Source organism: Amycolatopsis sp. CA-128772, assembly GCF_002904295.1.
GTDB lineage: Bacteria > Actinomycetota > Actinomycetes > Mycobacteriales > Pseudonocardiaceae > Amycolatopsis.
Window position 1 is genome coordinate 118,106 of sequence record NZ_PPHG01000014.1, and the last position, 17,408, is coordinate 135,513.

Genomic DNA, 17,408 nt, shown 5'->3' on the forward strand with positions numbered 1-17,408 from the left:
GGCCGGTAGCGGAACGTGACGAAGGTCGCTCCGGGCGGGTTCGGGTGTTCCGTGCGCGCGGCCTGGGTGGTTAGGGCAGGATGACGGCCCATCAGCGGGGAACGTTAGGGGACGGTATGCACGACGGCAGTGGCCGGATTGTGGTGCAGAACCTGAGCAAGCGGTTCGGCACGGTGAACGCCGTGCAGGACCTGAGCTTCACGGTCGAACCGGGTTCGGTGACGGGGTTCCTGGGGCCGAACGGCGCCGGGAAGACGACGACGTTGCGCATGCTGCTCGGGTTGGTGACGCCGACGTCGGGGTCGGCGACGATCAACGGGCGGCCGCACTCGCAGCTGGGGAATCCGGCGCGGGTGGTGGGTTCGGTGCTGGAGAACGAGGGGTTCCACCCCGGCCGGACGGCTCGCAACCACCTCCGGGTGTACGCGGCGGCCATCGGCGTGCCGGACCGGCGCGCGGACGAGGTGCTGGGCCTGGTGGGGCTGGGCAGTGCCGCGGACCGGAAGGCGGGCGGGTTCTCGCTCGGGATGCGGCAGCGGCTGGCGCTGGCGACGGCGTTGCTGGGTGATCCGCAGGTGCTGGTGCTGGACGAGCCGACGAACGGCCTGGACCCGGAGGGCATCCTCTGGCTGCGGAACTTCCTGCGCTCGTACGCGCGGGAGCAGCGACGGACGGTGCTGGTGTCGAGCCACCTGCTGAACGAGGTCGAGCAGCTGATCGACCAGGTGGTGATCATCAGCCAGGGTGTCACGCGGTACTACGGTCCGCTGGAGCAGCTGCGGAAGGGCCAGCAGTCGCGGGTGCTGGTGCAGCCCGCGGATCCGTCCGCGCTGGTGAAGGCGTTGCAGGAAAACGGTGTCCAGCAGGTGTCGCCGACGCCGGACGGCCGGGTCGCGGTCGCCGGGTCGAGCGTGCAGCAGATCGGTGACCTGGCCGCGAAGGCCGGGATCGCGGTCTACGGGATGCAGGAGGAGCACGCCGATCTGGAGCGGATGTTCTTCCAGCTGACGCAGGGTCAGTACACCGGTGGCCCGGCCGGGTACCCGCCGCCGCAGCAGTACCAGGGGCCGCCGCCCGGGTATCCGCCGCAGCAGTACCCGCCGTCGGGTCCGCAGCAGCAACAGCAGTACTGGGGAGGGCCGCAGCGGTGATGGGCAATCTGGTCAAGGCGGAGTTCCGCAAGACGCTTTCGCTGAACACGTGGTGGGTGCTGCTGATCCCGCTGGCGCTGGTGGCGTTCTGGCTGACGTTCGTGTGGGGCAAGATCACGAACGACTTCGCGGACTTCATCGGGTCGAGGGACGCCCGTGAGGTCGCGGGCGCGGTCGGCCTGGACGCGAGCAAGCTGCCGGTCGGGCTGCTGGCGTTCGCGCACGGCGTGAACATCGCGCAGCTGATCCCCGGCCTGTTCGGGGTGTTCGCGCTGGCCGGCGAGTACCGCAGCAAGACGATCACGACGACGTTCCTGACCGCGCCGAACCGGATCGCGGCGCTGACCGCGAAGATGCTGACGTACGTGGCCTGGGGCGCGATCTACGGCCTGGTGAGCTTCGGCGTCTCGGCGATCGCGGTGATGGCGTCGGTCGACTCGGGCCGCTGGCCGTCGGCCGGGCAGTGGCTGGCCGCGCTCGGCGGGACGGTGCTGGCCTCGGTGCTGGTGACGTTGTTCGGCATCGGGTTCGGCGCGGTGCTGCGGAACGTGCCGCTGGCCGTGGTGCTGTTCCTGGTGTGGTTCCTGATCGTGGAGAACGTGCTGGTCATCGCGCTGTGGGGGCCGGCCGACATCCTGGGCGGGATTCTGCCGAACGGCACCGCCAACGGGATCGTGGGCGGGATCGCGGCGGACGCGTTCGGGATCAACTCGCTGAACCTGCCGGGCGGGGTCGACCACTGGTCGGCGCTCGGCCTGCAGCTCGCGGCGGGCGCGCCGGGCGTGCTCTCGTGGTGGGCGTCGGCGCTGATCTTCTTCGCGTGGACGATGCTCTTCTTCGGCCTCGGCTGGGCGGGCAACCAGAAGCGCGACATCACGTAGTCCCGCTGTCGTCGAAGGCCACCTCGAGCAGGTCGAGGTGGCCTTCTCGGCATTCGGGGAAATATTTTGTCGGTGGTGGCGCTTAGTGTGACAACGTGACCATCGCTCCGCCCCGCTCCCGTCAAGAGCTCCCACCCGCCGAGACGACCGGCTGGATCCGCCGGCTGTCCGCGGCCGCGTGGGAGCACCGCCTGCTCGTGGTGCTGTCGCTGCTGGCCGCCGCGTTCGGCGTCGGCGTGCAGGCCGCGACCCCGCTGCTGGTGCGCACGGCGGTGGACGACGCGGTGGCGGGGCGGACCGGCGGACTGCCCGGGATCGCCGTCTTCCTGGTGGCGCTGCAGGTGATCGCGTTCGGCACCGCGTTCGCGCGCCGCTACCTCGGCGGGAAGCTGGCTCTCGACGTCCAGCACGACCTGCGGCAGCGGGTCTTCAACGCCGTTTCGCGGCTGGACGGCGGCAAGCAGGACGCCCTGCGCACCGGCCAAGTCGCTTCGCGCGCGATCTCCGACCTCCAGCTGGTGACCGGGATCCTGATGCAGGTCCCGCTGTCCTTCGGTTCGGTGGTCTTCGCGCTGCTGTCCTTCGGCGCGATGCTGTGGCTGTCGCCGGTGCTGACGCTGATCGCGCTGGTCGTCACGCCCGCGGTCGGCATCATCGTCACGCGCAGCCGCAAGCGCCTGTTCCCGGCCACGTGGTCGGCGCAACAGCGCGCGGCGGACGTCGCGCAGCAGGTCGAGGAGACCGTCACCGGCGTCCGGGTGGTCAAGGGCTTCGGCCAGGAGACGCGGGAAGTCTCGAAGCTGGAGGCGACCGCGCGCAAGCTGTTCGGGGAGCGGCTGCGCGCGGCGAAGCTGTCCGCGGTCCCGGCGGCGACCACCGCCGCCCTGCCGGCCGCCGGCCAGGTCGCCGTGCTCGGCATCGGCGGTGTCCTCGCGCTGAACGGGTCCATCACCCTCGGCACCTTCCTGGCGTTCGCGACCTACCTGGCGACGCTGATCGGCCCGGCGCGGATGCTGTCCGGCCTGGTCGTGCAGGCCCAGCTGACCCGCGCCGGCGCCGAGCGCGTGTACGAGCTGATCGACGCGCAGCCGGAGGTGGTCGACGCGCCCGACGCGCGGCCGCTGCCCGACGGCCCGCTCGGCGTCGAGCTCGACGGCGTCCGGTTCGGCTACACCCGCAGCGAACCGGTGCTGGCCGGGCTTTCGGTCACTGCGAACCCAGGCGAGACGCTCGCGTTGGTCGGCACCGCCGGCTCCGGGAAGTCCACGATCTCGCTGCTGCTCCCCAGGTTCTACGACGTGCACGCGGGCGCGGTGCGGGTCGGCGGCCTCGACGTACGGGACATCCCGCTGCGGCAGCTGCGGCAGGCGATCGGCGTCGTGTTCGAGGAGGCGTTCCTGTTCTCTTCGTCGATCCGGGACAACATCGCCTACGGCCGCCCGGACGCGAGCGAGGAGGAGATCGTCGCGGCGGCCAAGGCCGCGGAGGCGGACGGCTTCATCCGCGCCCTGCCGGAGGGCTACGACACGCTGGTCGGCGAGCGCGGGCTGACCCTCTCGGGCGGGCAGCGGCAGCGGCTCGGGCTGGCCAGGGCCCTGATCACCGACCCGCGGATCCTCGTCCTCGACGACGCGACCTCGGCCATCGACACCGTCACCGAAGCGGCGATTCACGACACCCTGCGGTCGGTCACCGCGGCCCGGACCACGCTGCTGATCGCCCACCGGCGCTCCACCCTGGCCCTGGCCGACCGGATCGCGGTGCTCGACGAAGGCCGCGTCGTCGACGTCGGCACCGAGGCCGAGCTGATGGCGCGCTGCCCGCTGTTCCGCGAGCTGGTGGCGGGCCCGGGTGACGACGTCGAAGAGAAACACCGCTGCGAGGGCCTGGACTGCGGCCAGGACGGCGTCACGCCGTCGCTGTGGCCGCGGGACGAGAGCCACGACGAGGTCGACGCCCTGGCCGAAGCCGCGCGGATGCGCAGCGGCGACCCGAACAGCAGCGGGTTCGTCGGCGGGGGCGGCGGCCTCGACGTGCCGCCGACGCCGGAGCTGATCGAGGGGGTGCGCAAGCTCCCGCCGGCCGTCGACGAACCGCGGCTGCCCGGCGTGGACGTCACCGCGCCCGATCCGAAGTTCCGGCTGGGCGGGCTGCTGCGGCCGGTGCGCGGGCCGCTGGCCGTGGTGGTCGCGCTGGTGGCGGCGGACGCGCTGGCGTCGATCGCGTTGCCGGGGCTGTACCAGTTCGGCGTCGACCACGGCGTGCGGACCGGCGTCGAGTGGATCATCTGGCTGGCCGCCGGGATCGGCGCCGCGGTGATCGCGGCCGACTGGCTGGTGGTGTTCGCGCAGACGCGGCTGACCTCGCGGGTCGGCGAAACGGTCCTGTACGCGCTGCGCGTCCGCAGTTACGCGCACCTGCAGCGGCTCGGGCTCGACTACTACGAGCGGGAGCTGTCCGGGAAGATCATGACCCGGATGACGACGGACGTCGACGCGCTCTCGACGTTCCTGCAGACCGGGCTGGCCACCGCGGTGGTCAGCGCGCTCACGCTGGCCGGGATCACCGGCGCGCTGCTGGTCACCGACGCCGGGCTGGCGCTGTACGCGCTGGCGATGGTGCCGGTGCTGGCGGTGGCCACGGTGATCTTCCGGCGCTCGGCGTCGAAGGCGTACAACGAGGCCCGCGAGCGGGTCAGCGTGGTGAACGCGGACATGCAGGAGAACGTCAGCGGGTTGCGCGTCGCGCAGGCGTACACGCGCGAAGACCGCTCCGCGCAGGCGTTCGCTTCGCGCAGCGACGACTACCGGCGCTCGCGGCTGCGGGCGCAGCGGTACGTGGCGACGTACTTCCCGCTGGTGGCGCTGCTGTCGGACCTGGCGACGACGACGGTGCTGGTGGCGGGCGCGAACCGCGTCTCGGCGGGCACGCTGTCGGCCGGTGTGCTGCTCGCGTTCCTGCTGTACCTGCAGCAGTTCTTCTCGCCGATCCAGCAGCTGTCGGCGGTGTTCGACGGGTACCAGCAGGCGAGCGTCGGCCTGAACCGGATCGGTGACCTGCTGCGGACGCCGACGTCGGTGCCCGCGGCCGAGCACCCGGTCGCGGTGCCGGCGCGGCTGCGCGGCGAGGTGTCGTTCAAGGAGGTCGACTTCGCCTACGCCGGCACGGACGCGCCGGCGCTGGAGCAGTTCTCGCTGGACGTCGCGGCCGGCGAGACGATCGCGCTGGTCGGCGCGACCGGAGCCGGGAAGTCGACGGCGGTGAAGCTGGTGGCGCGCTACTACGACGTCACCGGCGGCGAGGTCCGGCTGGACGGCACGGACGTCCGCGAGTACGAGCTGGCCGGGATGCGGCGCCGGATGGGCGTGGTGCCGCAGGAGGCGCACCTGTTCTCGGGCACGGTGGCCGACAACGTCCGGTACGGCCGCCCGTCGGCGACCGACGCGGAGGTCGAGGCGGCGGTCCGGGCGGTGGGCGCGCTCGACGGCGTCGCGGCCCTGCCGTCGGGCTTCCTGCAGCCGGTGGGCGAGCGCGGCCGGTCGCTGTCGGCGGGCCAGCGCCAGCTGGTCGCGCTGGCCCGGGCGGAGCTGGTGGACCCGGACGTACTGCTGCTGGACGAGGCCACGGCGGCCCTGGACCCGTCCACCGAGGCGGCGGTCCTGCGCGCCACGGAACACGTGGCCCGCCGCCGCACGACGTTCGTGGTCGCCCACCGCCTCGCCACGGCGGCCCGCGCGGACCGCATCGTGGTTCTGGACCACGGCCGCATCGTGGAGACCGGAACCCACGACGAGCTCCTGGCCGCGGACGGCCACTACGCCCGCCTCTGGGCCCTCGGCTGACGTACCGGGCCGGTCGGCCCGTGTACCTGCAGCGTCGGATGGCGAGCCGACCCTCCCGGTACGCGAACCGACCCCCTGGGTACGCGAGCCGACCCTCTTGGTCATTCGTGCCCTCTTGCGCACGAAAGTTCGTGGTCCGGCGGGACCGGCGCTGGGAGCATGGCGGGCATGTTCGAAGAGAAGCGGGTGCCCGACCGGCAGATCCGCGCCGCCCAGACCGGCTCGACCGTGCGGGTCTACCTGGCCTGCTCGCCCGCCGTCGCCGATGTCACGCTCGAGAAGCAGGCGCTCGGGCACGGCGGGGCGGTGCAGGTCACGCCGTCGTTCCGGCTCGCGGCGCACGACAGCGGCAACGGGCGCGAGCCCGGCCACGAGCGCATCCTGGCGGTCGACCTCACCCGCGAAGGCTTCGAGCGGCTGCTCGCCGAGCACGTCGAGTGGGTGCCGGAGCGAGATCTCGACCACACGGCGCTGGACTTCCAGGCGATCCGGATCCTCGGCGAGCCGGAAGACGAGTGGGTGACCGCGATCACCGACGTCACGCCGGTGGTACGGGACATCGCCGGGCTGCTGGCCACCGACCAGCTGCACCTGGCCGTCAAGCTCGTCCCCTACGAGCCGCCGTACGAGCCGGCCGCCGGTTGAGGCAGCGCCCGGGAACCTGTACCCGGTCCAGCGCTTAAGGTTCCCTTAGCACATCTTGATCGAGTCAGTGATTGATACCCTAGTGCGCCACGCCTCACACAGGCCGGTTCCATCACATCGCGGTCACCGAGGGGGTTAGCCTGGTAGGCGCATCAGCGGATTCAAGATCGAGATCGAGACGGATAGAGGCGAGCCCAAGCCGTGTCCAGCAGCAGCCCTGCGTCGCAGTTCGGCCCCAATGAGTGGCTGGTCGAAGAGATGTACGACCAGTTCCTCGCCGACCCCTCCTCAGTCGATGCCGCCTGGCACGACTTCTTCGCGGACTTCAAGCCGACGCAGAGCGCCCAGGCCAAGGCGGACACCGCCCGGCAGCAGGCCGACGCCAAGCCGGCCACCAACGGCCAGGCGGCGGCGCAGCCGTCGGCCAAGGCCGTGCAGAACGCGGAGTCGGCGGCCCGGCAGGCGGCGCCCACGAAGGCGGCTCCGAAGCCGGCACCGAAGGCGGCCCCCAAGCCCGCCGCCGCGAAGGCCGGGCCGAAGGCCGACGCCAAGCCGCAGGCGAAGGAAGAGCCGGAGTCGAAGCAGCTGCGCGGCGCCGCGGCGGCCATCGCCAAGAACATGGACGCCTCGCTGAGCGTCCCCACCGCGACCAGCGTGCGCGCGGTCCCGGCGAAGCTGATGGCGGACAACCGCATCGTCATCAACAACCACCTCAAGCGCACCCGCGGCGGCAAGATCTCCTTCACGCACCTCATCGGCTACGCCATGGTGCGGGCGCTGAAGGACTACCCGAACCTGAACCGGCACTACCAGCAGATCGACGGCAAGCCGTTCGCGATCACGCCGGAGCACGTCAACTTCGGGCTCGCCATCGACATGAAGGGCAAGGACGGGTCGCGCAACCTCGTCGTGGCCTCGGTCAAGGGCGTCGAGGACATGACGTTCCTGCAGTTCTGGCAGGCCTACGAGGACATCGTCAAGAAGGCCCGCAACAACAAGCTGACGGCCGACGACTTCTCCGGCACCACGATCTCGCTGACCAACCCGGGCGGCATCGGCACCAACCACTCGGTGCCGCGCCTGCAGGCCGGCCAGGGCGCCATCATCGGCGTCGGCGCCATGCAGTACCCGGCCGCGTTCGAGGGCACCAGCGAGAAGACCCTGGTCGACCTCGGCATCAGCAAGATCATGACGCTGACTTCGACCTACGACCACCGCATCATCCAGGGCGCGGAGTCGGGCGAGTTCCTCAAGCGCATCCACCAGCTGCTGCTCGGCGAAGACGGCTTCTACGACGACGTCTTCACCAGCCTGCGCCTGCCGTACGAGCCGATCCGCTGGGTCGCCGACATCCCGGACGGCCCGGTCGACAAGACCGCCCGCGTGATCGAGCTGATCGACGCGTTCCGGATGCGCGGCCACCTGATGGCCGACACCGACCCGCTGAACTACCGCCAGCGCAGCCACGCCGACCTGGACGTCCTGTCCCACGGCCTGACGCTCTGGGACCTCGACCGCGAGTTCCCGGTCGGCGGCTTCGCCGGCCAGGAGCGGATGAAGCTGCGCGACATCCTGGGCGTGCTGCGCAACTCCTACTGCCGCACGGTCGGCATCGAGTACACCCACATCCTCGACCCCGAGGAGCGCCGCTGGATCCAGGAGCGCGTCGAGATCCCGCACGAGAAGCCGGACCCCGCGGTCCAGAAGTACGTGCTCTCGAAGCTGAACGCCGCGGAGGCGTTCGAGACGTTCCTGCAGACCAAGTACGTCGGCCAGAAGCGGTTCTCGCTCGAGGGCGGCGAGACGGCGATCCCGCTGCTCGACACGCTGCTGGACAAGGCCGCCGAGCACGAGCTCGACGAGGTCGTCATCGGCATGCCGCACCGCGGCCGCCTGAACGTGCTGGCCAACATCGTCGGCAAGCCGATCAGCCAGATCTTCCAGGAGTTCGAGGGCAACCTCGACCCGGGCCAGGCGCACGGTTCCGGTGACGTGAAGTACCACCTCGGCGCCGAAGGCAAGTACTTCCGCATGTTCGGCGACGGCGAGACCAAGGTGTCGCTGACCGCGAACCCGTCGCACCTGGAGACCGTGGACCCGGTGCTCGAAGGCATCGTCCGCGCGAAGCAGGACCTCCTGGACAAGGGCGGCGAGGGCTACACGGTCCTGCCGGTCCTGATGCACGGCGACGCGGCCTTCGCGGGCCAGGGCGTCGTGGCCGAGACGCTGAACCTGTCGCTGCTGCGCGGGTACCGCACCGGCGGCACCGTGCACGTGATCGTCAACAACCAGGTCGGCTTCACGACCGCGCCGGAGCACTCGCGCTCGTCGCAGTACGCCACCGACGTCGCGAAGATGATCGGCTCGCCGATCTTCCACGTGAACGGCGACGACCCGGAGGCCGCGCACTGGGTGGCCAAGCTGGCCGTCGAGTACCGGCAGGCGTTCCACAAGGACGTCGTGATCGACCTGATCTGCTACCGCCGCCGTGGCCACAACGAGGGCGACGACCCCTCGATGACGCAGCCGGCGATGTACGACATCATCGACACCAAGCGCTCGACGCGGAAGACCTACACCGAGTCGCTGATCGGCCGTGGCGACATCTCCGTCGAAGAGGCCGAGGCCGCGTTGCGCGACTTCTCGAGCCAGCTGGAGCACGTCTTCAACGAGGTCCGGGAGCTGGAGAAGCACCCGGCGAAGGCGAGCCCCTCGGTCGAGGAGGAGCAGCAGGTGCCGGCCAAGGTCGCGACGGCGATCACGAACACGACGCTGGAGCACATCGGCGACGCGTTCGTGAACGTGCCGGAGGGCTTCACCCCGCACCCGCGCGTCAAGCCGGTCATGGAGCGCCGCCACAAGATGTCCCGCGAGGGCGACATCGACTGGGCGTTCGGCGAGCTGCTGGCGTTCGGGTCGCTGGCGATGGAGGGCCGCCTGGTGCGGCTGTCCGGCCAGGACTCGCGGCGCGGCACGTTCACGCAGCGGCACTCGGTGTTCATCGACCGCAAGACCGGCCAGGAGTACTCGCCGCTGCAGAACCTGGCCGACGGCCAGGGTCGCGTGATGATCTACGACTCGGCGCTGTCGGAGTACGCGGCCGTCGGCTTCGAGTACGGCTACTCGGTGGCCAACCCCGAGTCGCTGGTGATGTGGGAAGCGCAGTTCGGCGACTTCGTCAACGGCGCGCAGACCGTCATCGACGAGTACATCTCCTCGGGCGAGGCCAAGTGGGGCCAGCGCTCGGACGTCGTGCTGCTGCTGCCGCACGGCCACGAGGGCCAGGGCCCGGACCACACGTCCGGCCGCATCGAGCGGTTCCTCTCGCTGTGCGCGGAGGGTTCGATGACGGTGGCGGTCCCGTCCACCCCGGCGAACTACTTCCACCTGCTGCGCCGCCACGCCCTCGACGGCATCCAGCGTCCGCTGGTGGTCTTCACGCCGAAGTCGATGCTGCGCAACAAGGCCGCGACGTCGGCGGTCGCGGACTTCACCGGCGAGAGCCGCTTCATGTCCGTCATCGACGACGTCACCCCGGACCCGGCGAAGATCCGCAAGGTGCTGCTGACCTCCGGCAAGCTGTACTGGGAGCTGGTGGCCGAGCGGACCAAGCGCGAGGCCGACGACGTCGCGATCGTCCGGATCGAGCAGTACTACCCGCTGCCGAAGAAGAAGCTGCTGGCGGCCCTGGAGCGCTACACGAACGCGACGCAGGTCGCGTGGGTCCAGGAGGAGCCGGAGAACCAGGGTGCGTGGCCGTTCTTCGGCCTGAACCTGCCCCGGAAGTTCCCGGAGGTCCTCTCGGGCCTGCAGGTCGTGTCCCGCCGCCCGATGGCGGCCCCGTCGGCGGGCTCGTCGAAGGTGCACGAAGTGGAGCAGAAGGCGCTGATCGCGAAGGCGTTCGACTGATCGCTTGACCACGGCGAAGGCCCCCTCCCGGTTCACCGGCGAGGGGGCCTTCCCCGTATCGGGCCCGGAACTGTCGGTGCCCACCGCTAGCGTGGCAACCGGGGGCGCAGCCCAAACCCGATTGCCCTCGGCCGCCGGTTCGGGGCAAGGTGGCGATCATGCTGATCCGCCGGGAGACGCCCGCCGACCGGGCCGTCGTCGGGCACGTCTGCTGCAGCCGCGCCCGCCTCGGTGACGACCCGGCGGCCGCCGTCGGGCTCGGTCCGCTCGGTGTGCTGCCCGCGCATCAGGCCCGCGGGGTCGGGTCCGCCCTCATGCACGCCGTCATCGGCGCGGCGGACGCCCTCGGTTACGGCCTGGTCGTCCTACTCGGCCACCCCGCCTACTTCGGCACGGCGTCGGACCTGTCGATCACCGCCCCCGAACCGCGGTGGAGCGCGAACTTCCAGGCGCGGACGCTGGCCGCGTACGAAGCCACCCAAGCGGGCGCGTTCGAGTACGCGCCCGCGTTCTCCCGGATCTGAACAGGAGCCGCGCGTGTACGCACCGACCTCTTCCGTGGGTGTCCGGATCAACCGCGAACAACCGCCGGCCAAGCTGCGCGACCTCGCGCGGCAGGCCGAAGACGCCGGCCTCGACGAGCTTTGGCTGGTCGAAGACTGCTTCTGGGCCGCGGGCATCGCCACCGTCGCGACCGCGCTGGCGGTGACGTCGACGATCAAGGTCGGCATCGGTGTCCTGCCCGCGGTGGCGCGCAACCCGGCAATCGCGGCGATGGAGCTGGCGGCCCTCGCCGAGCTGCACCCGGGCCGCCTGATCGGCGGACTCGGGCACGGCGTGGCGTCGTGGATGCGCCAGATCGGCGCGTACCCGGGGTCCCCGCTGGCGGCCCTGGACGAAACGCTGGTGGCCGTCCGCCGGCTCCTGGCGGGCGAGCGGGTCACGATGCGCGGCCGGCACGTCGAGCTGGACGAGGTCGAGCTGGTGTTCCCGCCGAAGACGGTGCCGCCGGTGCTGGCCGGGGTCCGCCGGCCGAAGTCCCTGGCCGTGGCGGGTGCCTCGGCGGACGGGACCGTCCTGGCCGAGCCGTCCCCGCCCGAGTTCGTCCGGACGGCGCTGGCCGGCATCGCGGCGAAGGGCCCGCACACCGTGGTGACGTACAACTGGCTGGCCCTCGGCGACCGCGAGCGGGCGCGCACGACCGTCGCGGAGTCCCTGAACCCGGGCTCGCGCGTGCAGGTGGAGGGCCTGCCGTTCGCCGCGGAACTGCTGGACCTGATGGATTCGACGTCCACAATGGACGAGCTGGCGGCCGGCCTGCGTCCGGAGTGGATCGATCGGCTGGCCATCTGCGGCGACCTGGACACCTGCGCGGCCGCGGTCCGCTCCCTCCACGAAGCCGGCAGCGGCTCGGTGGTGCTGCTGCCGCTGCCGGAGGAGCCGCCGGAGCGGGGCATAGAAGACGCGGCCCGCGTCGCCGCCGCCGTGCGCGGCTAAGGCGGCCGAAAAAGGGGTTCGTGCGCGGCGGCCGGCGTGCCAGGATCGGGTCATGCCGGTCGACCAGCACCTCCTCCTGGCCTTCCTGGTGACCACCGCGGTCGCGATGGTCACGCCGGGGCCGGACATGCTCTTCATCCTCGGCTGCGGCATGCGCGGCGGCCCGAAGGCGGGGCTGCTCGCCACCGCCGGGGTCGCCACCAGCGAGGCGATCCACGTCGCCGTCGCCGCGGCCGGGCTCGCCGCGCTCTTCGCCGCCGTGCCGGTCGCCTTCACCGTCGTGCGGCTCGTCGGGGCCGCCTACCTCATCTACCTCGGCGTCCAGGCCATCCGGAAGCGCAAACCGCTCGTCGAACGCAAAAGCGACCGCGCTTACCTCAGCGGCCTGCTCACCAACCTGCTCAACCCGAAGATGGTCACCTTCACCATCGCGTTCCTCCCGCAGTTCGTCGACCCGGCACGCGGCCACGTCTGGCTGCAGTTCGCCGTCCTGGGCGCGATCATGATCGTGTTCGAGTTCCTGGTCGACGGCGCCGTCGGCGTCCTCGCCGGCCGCGTCGGCGGGTGGGTCCGGCGGAAGAAGAACCAGCGGCGGATCGAGGTCACCACCGGCGGCATCTTCATCGGCCTCGGCGTCCGGCTGGCCGTCGAGCGCTAGTTCCGCGCGAGGAACTCCTCGGCGATGTCGAGCGGGTTCCGCTTTTCCTCGCTGAACTCGACGTTGAGCCGCGTGAGCTGTTCGGTCGTCAGCGCCGCCGAGACGCGGTTCAGCGCGGCCACCTCGGCCGGGGACAGCGTGCCCCGCGCCACCAGCGGCACGATGTTCTGCGCCGGGAACATGTTCTTGTCGTCGACCAGGGGCACGAACCCGTTCGCGGCGATCGTCGACGACGTGCTGAACAGGTCCGCCACCTGCACGTCACCGGACTTCAGCGCCGCCACCGTCACCGGGCCGCCCGTGTCCGTCGTGCGGATTTCCTTGAACTCGCAGCCGTACAGCGTCTTGATCTTGTCCTTCCAGCGGCTGCTCCACTGGCCCGGACCGCCGAACACCAGCTCGCCGCAGCGCTTTCCCAGGTCGGAGAACGTCTTGATGCCCGAGGAAGCCAGTTGCGGCCCGACCACCAGCAGGTCCTTGTCCTCGGCCGGCGCCTGGTCCAGCACCTCGAACCCGGGCGGGAGCTGCCGCCGCAGCTGCGCGTAGACGTCCTGCGACGTCGTCGCCGTGGTGTTCTTGTCGAAGTATCGCAACAGGTTCCCGCTGTAGTCGGGCACGACCGACAGCGACTTGTCCTGCAGGGCCTTGACGACGACCTCGCGGCTGCCCACCGGCGGCCGCACGGTCACGTTGGAAGCACCCGCCTGCCGCAGCGCGCCGGCGTAGATCTGGGCCAGCAGCAGGCTTTCCCCGACGTCGGACGCCCCGATGATGATGTCCCCGGACGCGCCGCCCTCGCCGCCGCCCGCCAGCGGGTTGCCGCAGCCGGCGGCCAGGAACAGGACGGCCACCAGGGAAACCAGCCGCTTCACGCTGCCACCTTCTTCACGGCCGCCGCGAGCCGGACGCCCCGGGGCACCAGAGCGCGGTTCAGCACCGCGAACAGCAGGTCGAGGACGATGGCCAGCACCGTCGTCAGCAACGCGCCCGCGATCACCTCGGCGTAGTCCAAAATGGCCAGTCCGTCGAGCAGGAACCGGCCAAGGCCACCAAGTCCGACGTAGGCGGCGACCGCGGCGGTCGCCACGAGCTGCAGCACGGCGTTGCGGATGCCGCCGAGCACGAGCGGCAGGGAGATCGGCACCTCGACCTTCCACAGCCGCTGCCAGCCGGTCATCCCGACCCCTTCGGCGGCGTCGACCACGCCGTGGTCGGTCGCCTGCAGCCCGGCGTACGTGCCGGCCAGGATCGGCGGCACGGCCAGCACGACGAGCCCGATGATCGTCGAGGTGACGCTCTCGGTGAAGAGCAGGAACAGGAACGTGACCAGGCCCAGCGTCGGCAGGGCGCGGATCGCGTTGCCCGCGCTCACCAGCGCGACGCCGCCGCGGCCCGTGTGGCCGACGAACAGTCCCAAGGGGACGGCGATGACCAGCGCGATCACCAGCGACAGCGCGGTGTAGCCGAGGTGCTCCAGCAGCCGCTGCGGGATGCCGTCCGGGCCGGACCAGTGCGCCGGGTCGCCGAACCAGTGCAGCAGATCGGTGATCATGCGGCAGTCACCCGTTCCCACGGCGTCAGGAGGTTCCGGATCCCCACCAGGACGAGGTCGACGACCAGCGCCAGCAGCAGCGTCAGCACGATACCGACCACGATCGGCGAGAAGTACTCGCGCTGGAAGCCGTCGGTGAACAACACGCCGAGCCCGCCGGTGCCGATCAGCGCGCCCACGCTGACCAGGCTGATGTTGCTGACCGACGCGACCCGCACGCCGGCCGCCAGCACCGGCACCGACAGCGGCAGCTCGACGGCGAAGAACCGGCGCACCGGCTTGTACCCGACGGCGGTGGCGGCGGCGACCACCGGCGGCGGCACCGCGTCGAGCGCGTCCAGCACCGGGCGGACCAGCAGCGCCGTCGTGTAGACGGTCAGCGCGACGACGACGTTGACGCTGTCGAGGATCTTCGACCCGATCAGGCCGGGGATGACGACGAACAGCGCCAGCGACGGGATCGTGTAGAGCAGGTTCGCCAGCACCATCAGCACCTGCCGGGCGGGCGGCCAGCGGTGGCCGAGCCAGCCGGCCGCGATCGCCAGCACGACGCCGAGCACCAGCGGGAGCAGGGCCAGGTACACGTGGTCGCCCAGGTCGCCGAGGAGCTGGGCGCGGTTGTTGGCGCTGCCGAGGTAGCGCCCGAGCTCGTCGAAGAAGCTCATGACGCCTGCGGGGTCGCCTCGATCACGTCCAGTACCTGCCGCGCGACCACGGCGCCGAGCACGCGGTGTTCCTCGTCGACCACGACGCCGAGACTGGCGGGCGACGACAGCGCCGCGTCCAATGCGCCCCGGATCGGCGTGCCCCGGATCCAGAGCGAACCGCCGGCCACCAGGTCGTCTTCGTCCAGCGGACCATCCACAGTGGAGCCTGGGGGCAGCCAGCCGCGGGGGTGCTTGTCGGCGTTGACGGCGAGCCGCCAGCCGTCGCTCGCCGGGACGGTGGTGCCGACCTCGACCAGCTCCAGCTCCTTGACCTCGACGCCTTCGGCGGAGAGGAAGGACAGGCCGCGGTAGCCGCGGTCCCGGCCGACGAACGACGCGACGAAGTCGTCCACCGGGTGGCGCAGGACGTCGGCGGGCGTGCCGTACTGGGCGAGCTTGCCGCCGACGCGCATCACCGCGACCTTGTCGCCGAGCCGGACGGCCTCGTCGATGTCGTGCGTGACGAACACGATCGTCTTGCCCAGCTGCGACTGCAGCCGCAGGAGCTCGTCCTGCAGGCCCTCGCGCACCACCGGGTCGACCGCGGAGAACGGCTCGTCCATCAGCAGCACCGGCGAGTCCGCGGCGAGCGCGCGGGCGACGCCGACACGCTGCTGCTGACCGCCCGAAAGCTGCGCCGGGTACCGCTTGCCGAGCTCGACCGGCAGGCCGATGATCTCCAGCAGCTCGGCGGCCCGCTTGCGCGCCTTCGCCTTGTCCCAGCCGGAAAGCAGCGGCACGGTGGCGATGTTGTCCAGCACCGTCCGATGTGGAAAGAGCCCGGCGTGCTGGATGACGTAGCCGATGCCGCGGCGCAGCAGCGCCGGGTCGCCCTCGGCGACGTCCTTGCCGTCCAGCAGCACCTGCCCGCCGGTCGGCTCGACCATCCGGTTGATCATCCGCAGCGACGTCGTCTTGCCGCAGCCGGACGGGCCGACGAACACGGTGATCGTGCCGTCTTCGACCGTCAGGTTCAGCTTGTCGACGGCGACCGTCCCGTCCGGATACTGCTTGGTCACGTCGCGGAATTCGATGGTCACTGCCACTCCCCACGTCCCGGTCGGTTCGACCGTAGCCGAGTCGGCGGTGGTTGGCACGCTGTTCCGGCAGGTGGTGACTACGCTCTGAATCCGTGAAGGCTCTCGACGACGTCCTCGCCGCGCACGGCGTCGGCGTCCGCCCGCTGTACCGCGTCCTCGACCTGCTGCGCACCGGCGACCACGACCTCGGCGAGCTGGTCCGGCTGTCGACGGCGCCGCGGCGCAGCGTGGAGGCCGTCCTCACCGCCCTCGGCGACGACCTGGACCGCAGCGGCGACCGCCTGCGGATCGCCCCCGGCGTCGCGGCGTCGTACCTGCAGTACACCGCGCCGCGCTTCGCCGACCCGCTGGACGAAGCCGTCGCGGGGCACGAGCTGCTGCCGAAGGTCGCCGAGTGGGTGGCCGAGGTGCCGTCGCCGCTGGCCGCGCTCGACCACGTGCAGGCGACGCCGGAGACCGTGCTGCGCCGCGCGCTCTGGCTCGACGCGCAGTACGACCTCGCCTCGGCACGGGTGCTGTTCCTCGGCGACCACGACCTGACGTCGCTGGCGGTGCGGGCGGTCTGCCCGGCGGCGTCGCTCACCGTCGCCGACCTGGACGAGCGCGTCCTGGCCTACCTCGACGACCGCGGCGGCCGCGAGATCCGGACCGCGCACGCGGACCTGCGCGTCGGCCTGCCGCCGTCCCTTTTGGGCGGCTTCGACCTGGTGTTCAGCGATCCGCCGTACACGCCCGAAGGGATGGGGCTGTTCGCGGCGCGCGGGGTGCAGGCGCTGCGGGAGCCGAGCGAAGGACGGCTGCTGCTGGCCTACGGCTACAGCCCGCGCCACCCGGCGCTGGGCGCGCAGGTGCAGCGGTCGCTGGCCACGCTGGGGCTGACGTTCGAGGCGATCCTGCCGGGCTTCAACCGGTACTTCGGGGCGCAGGCGATCGGCAGCGCGGCGGACCTGTACGTCTGCCAGCCGACGGCGAAGGCCAAGAAGATGCGCGGCGGCAAAGCGATCTACACGCACGGACCGCAGTCGGTGGAGGCGGCCGGGACGAAACCGGCGTTGCTGGAGAAGCTCAGGGAGATCGCGGTGGCCGGCGGCCTGGCGCTGGAGTCGCGGCCGGTCGACTGGTCGATTTCCGGGCCCGAAGGCGACGCGATCGCGATGGACCTTTCGGGCGACCCGGGCCCGTGGCTGCTGCGGACGCTGCTGGGCACGAACGCCCGGCGCCTGGCCCTCCTGCTGCCCAACGCCCACCCGGACCTCGCGGACGAGCGGTCGCAGACGGCCCTCGCGGACCTCATCCGGGGCAAGTACACCCTGCGCTACCTGCGAAGCACCCCGGACAACCGGCACGCGGTGGTGGTCGCGGACGCGGTGGAGCACCAGGACGAGATCCTGACCCGCGCCCACGCCCGCTTGGCGAACGTCTCCCTCGACGTCCCCGAGGACCTGGTCGACCTCCGCCTGGTCGACGTCCCCCGCCACCGCCTGCCCGACCTCCTGGCCTGACCCCGGCACTTTGGTGCTGGAGTG

At 71.4% G+C, this 17,408-nt stretch carries 13 protein-coding genes; 9 read left to right on the top strand and 4 right to left on the bottom strand.

Annotation, left to right across the window (positions count from 1 at the left end; genetic code table 11):
- Positions 1 to 116 precede the first annotated feature (116 nt).
- The 8 genes from C2L59_RS05945 to C2L59_RS05980 all read left to right on the top strand — a co-directional run bounded on the left by C2L59_RS05945 (position 117) and on the right by C2L59_RS05980 (position 12,583).
- The gene (locus tag C2L59_RS05945; RefSeq protein WP_103348500.1) at positions 117 to 1,151 is read left to right on the top strand and encodes an ABC transporter ATP-binding protein; all 1,035 of its coding nucleotides are present in this window, start codon (positions 117 to 119) and stop codon (positions 1,149 to 1,151) included.
- A complete protein-coding gene (locus C2L59_RS05950) occupies positions 1,151 to 2,032 on the top strand; it encodes an ABC transporter permease subunit (RefSeq protein WP_103348501.1) in 882 nt (293 codons plus the stop codon). The genes C2L59_RS05945 and C2L59_RS05950 overlap by 1 nt, the downstream gene beginning before the upstream one ends.
- A 95-nt stretch (positions 2,033 to 2,127) precedes the next feature.
- On the top strand, positions 2,128 to 5,874 hold the full coding sequence (locus tag C2L59_RS05955) for an ABC transporter ATP-binding protein (protein WP_103348502.1): 3,747 nt from the start codon (positions 2,128 to 2,130) through the stop codon (positions 5,872 to 5,874).
- A gap of 168 nt (positions 5,875 to 6,042) precedes the next feature.
- Positions 6,043 to 6,519 (top strand): DUF4291 family protein, encoded by a 477-nt coding sequence (locus C2L59_RS05960; RefSeq protein ID WP_103348594.1) that lies wholly within the window; start codon positions 6,043 to 6,045, stop codon positions 6,517 to 6,519.
- A 201-nt stretch (positions 6,520 to 6,720) separates the two neighbouring features.
- Positions 6,721 to 10,428 carry a multifunctional oxoglutarate decarboxylase/oxoglutarate dehydrogenase thiamine pyrophosphate-binding subunit/dihydrolipoyllysine-residue succinyltransferase subunit gene (locus C2L59_RS05965; RefSeq protein WP_103348503.1) on the top strand — a complete coding sequence of 1,236 codons (3,708 nt, stop codon included), beginning with the start codon at positions 6,721 to 6,723 and terminating at the stop codon, positions 10,426 to 10,428.
- Positions 10,429 to 10,586: 158 nt separating this feature from the next.
- Positions 10,587 to 10,952 (top strand): GNAT family N-acetyltransferase, encoded by a 366-nt coding sequence (locus C2L59_RS05970; RefSeq protein ID WP_103348504.1) that lies wholly within the window; start codon positions 10,587 to 10,589, stop codon positions 10,950 to 10,952.
- A 13-nt stretch (positions 10,953 to 10,965) separates the two neighbouring features.
- On the top strand, positions 10,966 to 11,925 hold the full coding sequence (locus C2L59_RS05975; protein ID WP_103348505.1) for an LLM class flavin-dependent oxidoreductase: 960 nt from the start codon (positions 10,966 to 10,968) through the stop codon (positions 11,923 to 11,925).
- 52 nt (positions 11,926 to 11,977) lie between these two features.
- Positions 11,978 to 12,583 (top strand): LysE family translocator, encoded by a 606-nt coding sequence (locus C2L59_RS05980; protein WP_103348506.1) that lies wholly within the window; start codon positions 11,978 to 11,980, stop codon positions 12,581 to 12,583.
- Here the strand turns inward: C2L59_RS05980 and C2L59_RS05985 are convergent.
- From C2L59_RS05985 to C2L59_RS06000, 4 genes are read right to left on the bottom strand one after another with little or no spacing between them, the layout of a single operon-like run.
- Positions 12,580 to 13,455 carry an ABC transporter substrate-binding protein gene (locus C2L59_RS05985; protein WP_103348507.1) on the bottom strand — a complete coding sequence of 292 codons (876 nt, stop codon included), beginning with the start codon at positions 13,453 to 13,455 and terminating at the stop codon, positions 12,580 to 12,582. The genes C2L59_RS05980 and C2L59_RS05985 overlap by 4 nt on opposite strands.
- Positions 13,452 to 14,135: an ABC transporter permease gene (locus tag C2L59_RS05990; RefSeq protein ID WP_103348508.1), complete on the bottom strand. Its 684-nt coding sequence runs from the start codon at positions 14,133 to 14,135 to the stop codon at positions 13,452 to 13,454. Before C2L59_RS05990 ends, C2L59_RS05985 begins: the two co-directional genes overlap by 4 nt.
- Positions 14,132 to 14,800 (bottom strand): ABC transporter permease, encoded by a 669-nt coding sequence (locus C2L59_RS05995; RefSeq protein ID WP_103348509.1) that lies wholly within the window; start codon positions 14,798 to 14,800, stop codon positions 14,132 to 14,134. The genes C2L59_RS05990 and C2L59_RS05995 overlap by 4 nt, the downstream gene beginning before the upstream one ends.
- Positions 14,797 to 15,882 carry an ABC transporter ATP-binding protein gene (locus tag C2L59_RS06000; protein ID WP_103348510.1) on the bottom strand — a complete coding sequence of 362 codons (1,086 nt, stop codon included), beginning with the start codon at positions 15,880 to 15,882 and terminating at the stop codon, positions 14,797 to 14,799. Before C2L59_RS06000 ends, C2L59_RS05995 begins: the two co-directional genes overlap by 4 nt.
- A 92-nt stretch (positions 15,883 to 15,974) precedes the next feature.
- Here C2L59_RS06000 and C2L59_RS06005 point away from each other — a divergent pair, with 92 nt between their 5' ends.
- Complete coding sequence (locus C2L59_RS06005; protein ID WP_103348511.1) at positions 15,975 to 17,384, top strand: bis-aminopropyl spermidine synthase family protein; 1,410 nt, start codon at positions 15,975 to 15,977, stop codon at positions 17,382 to 17,384.
- The last annotated feature ends 24 nt before the right edge of the window (positions 17,385 to 17,408 follow it).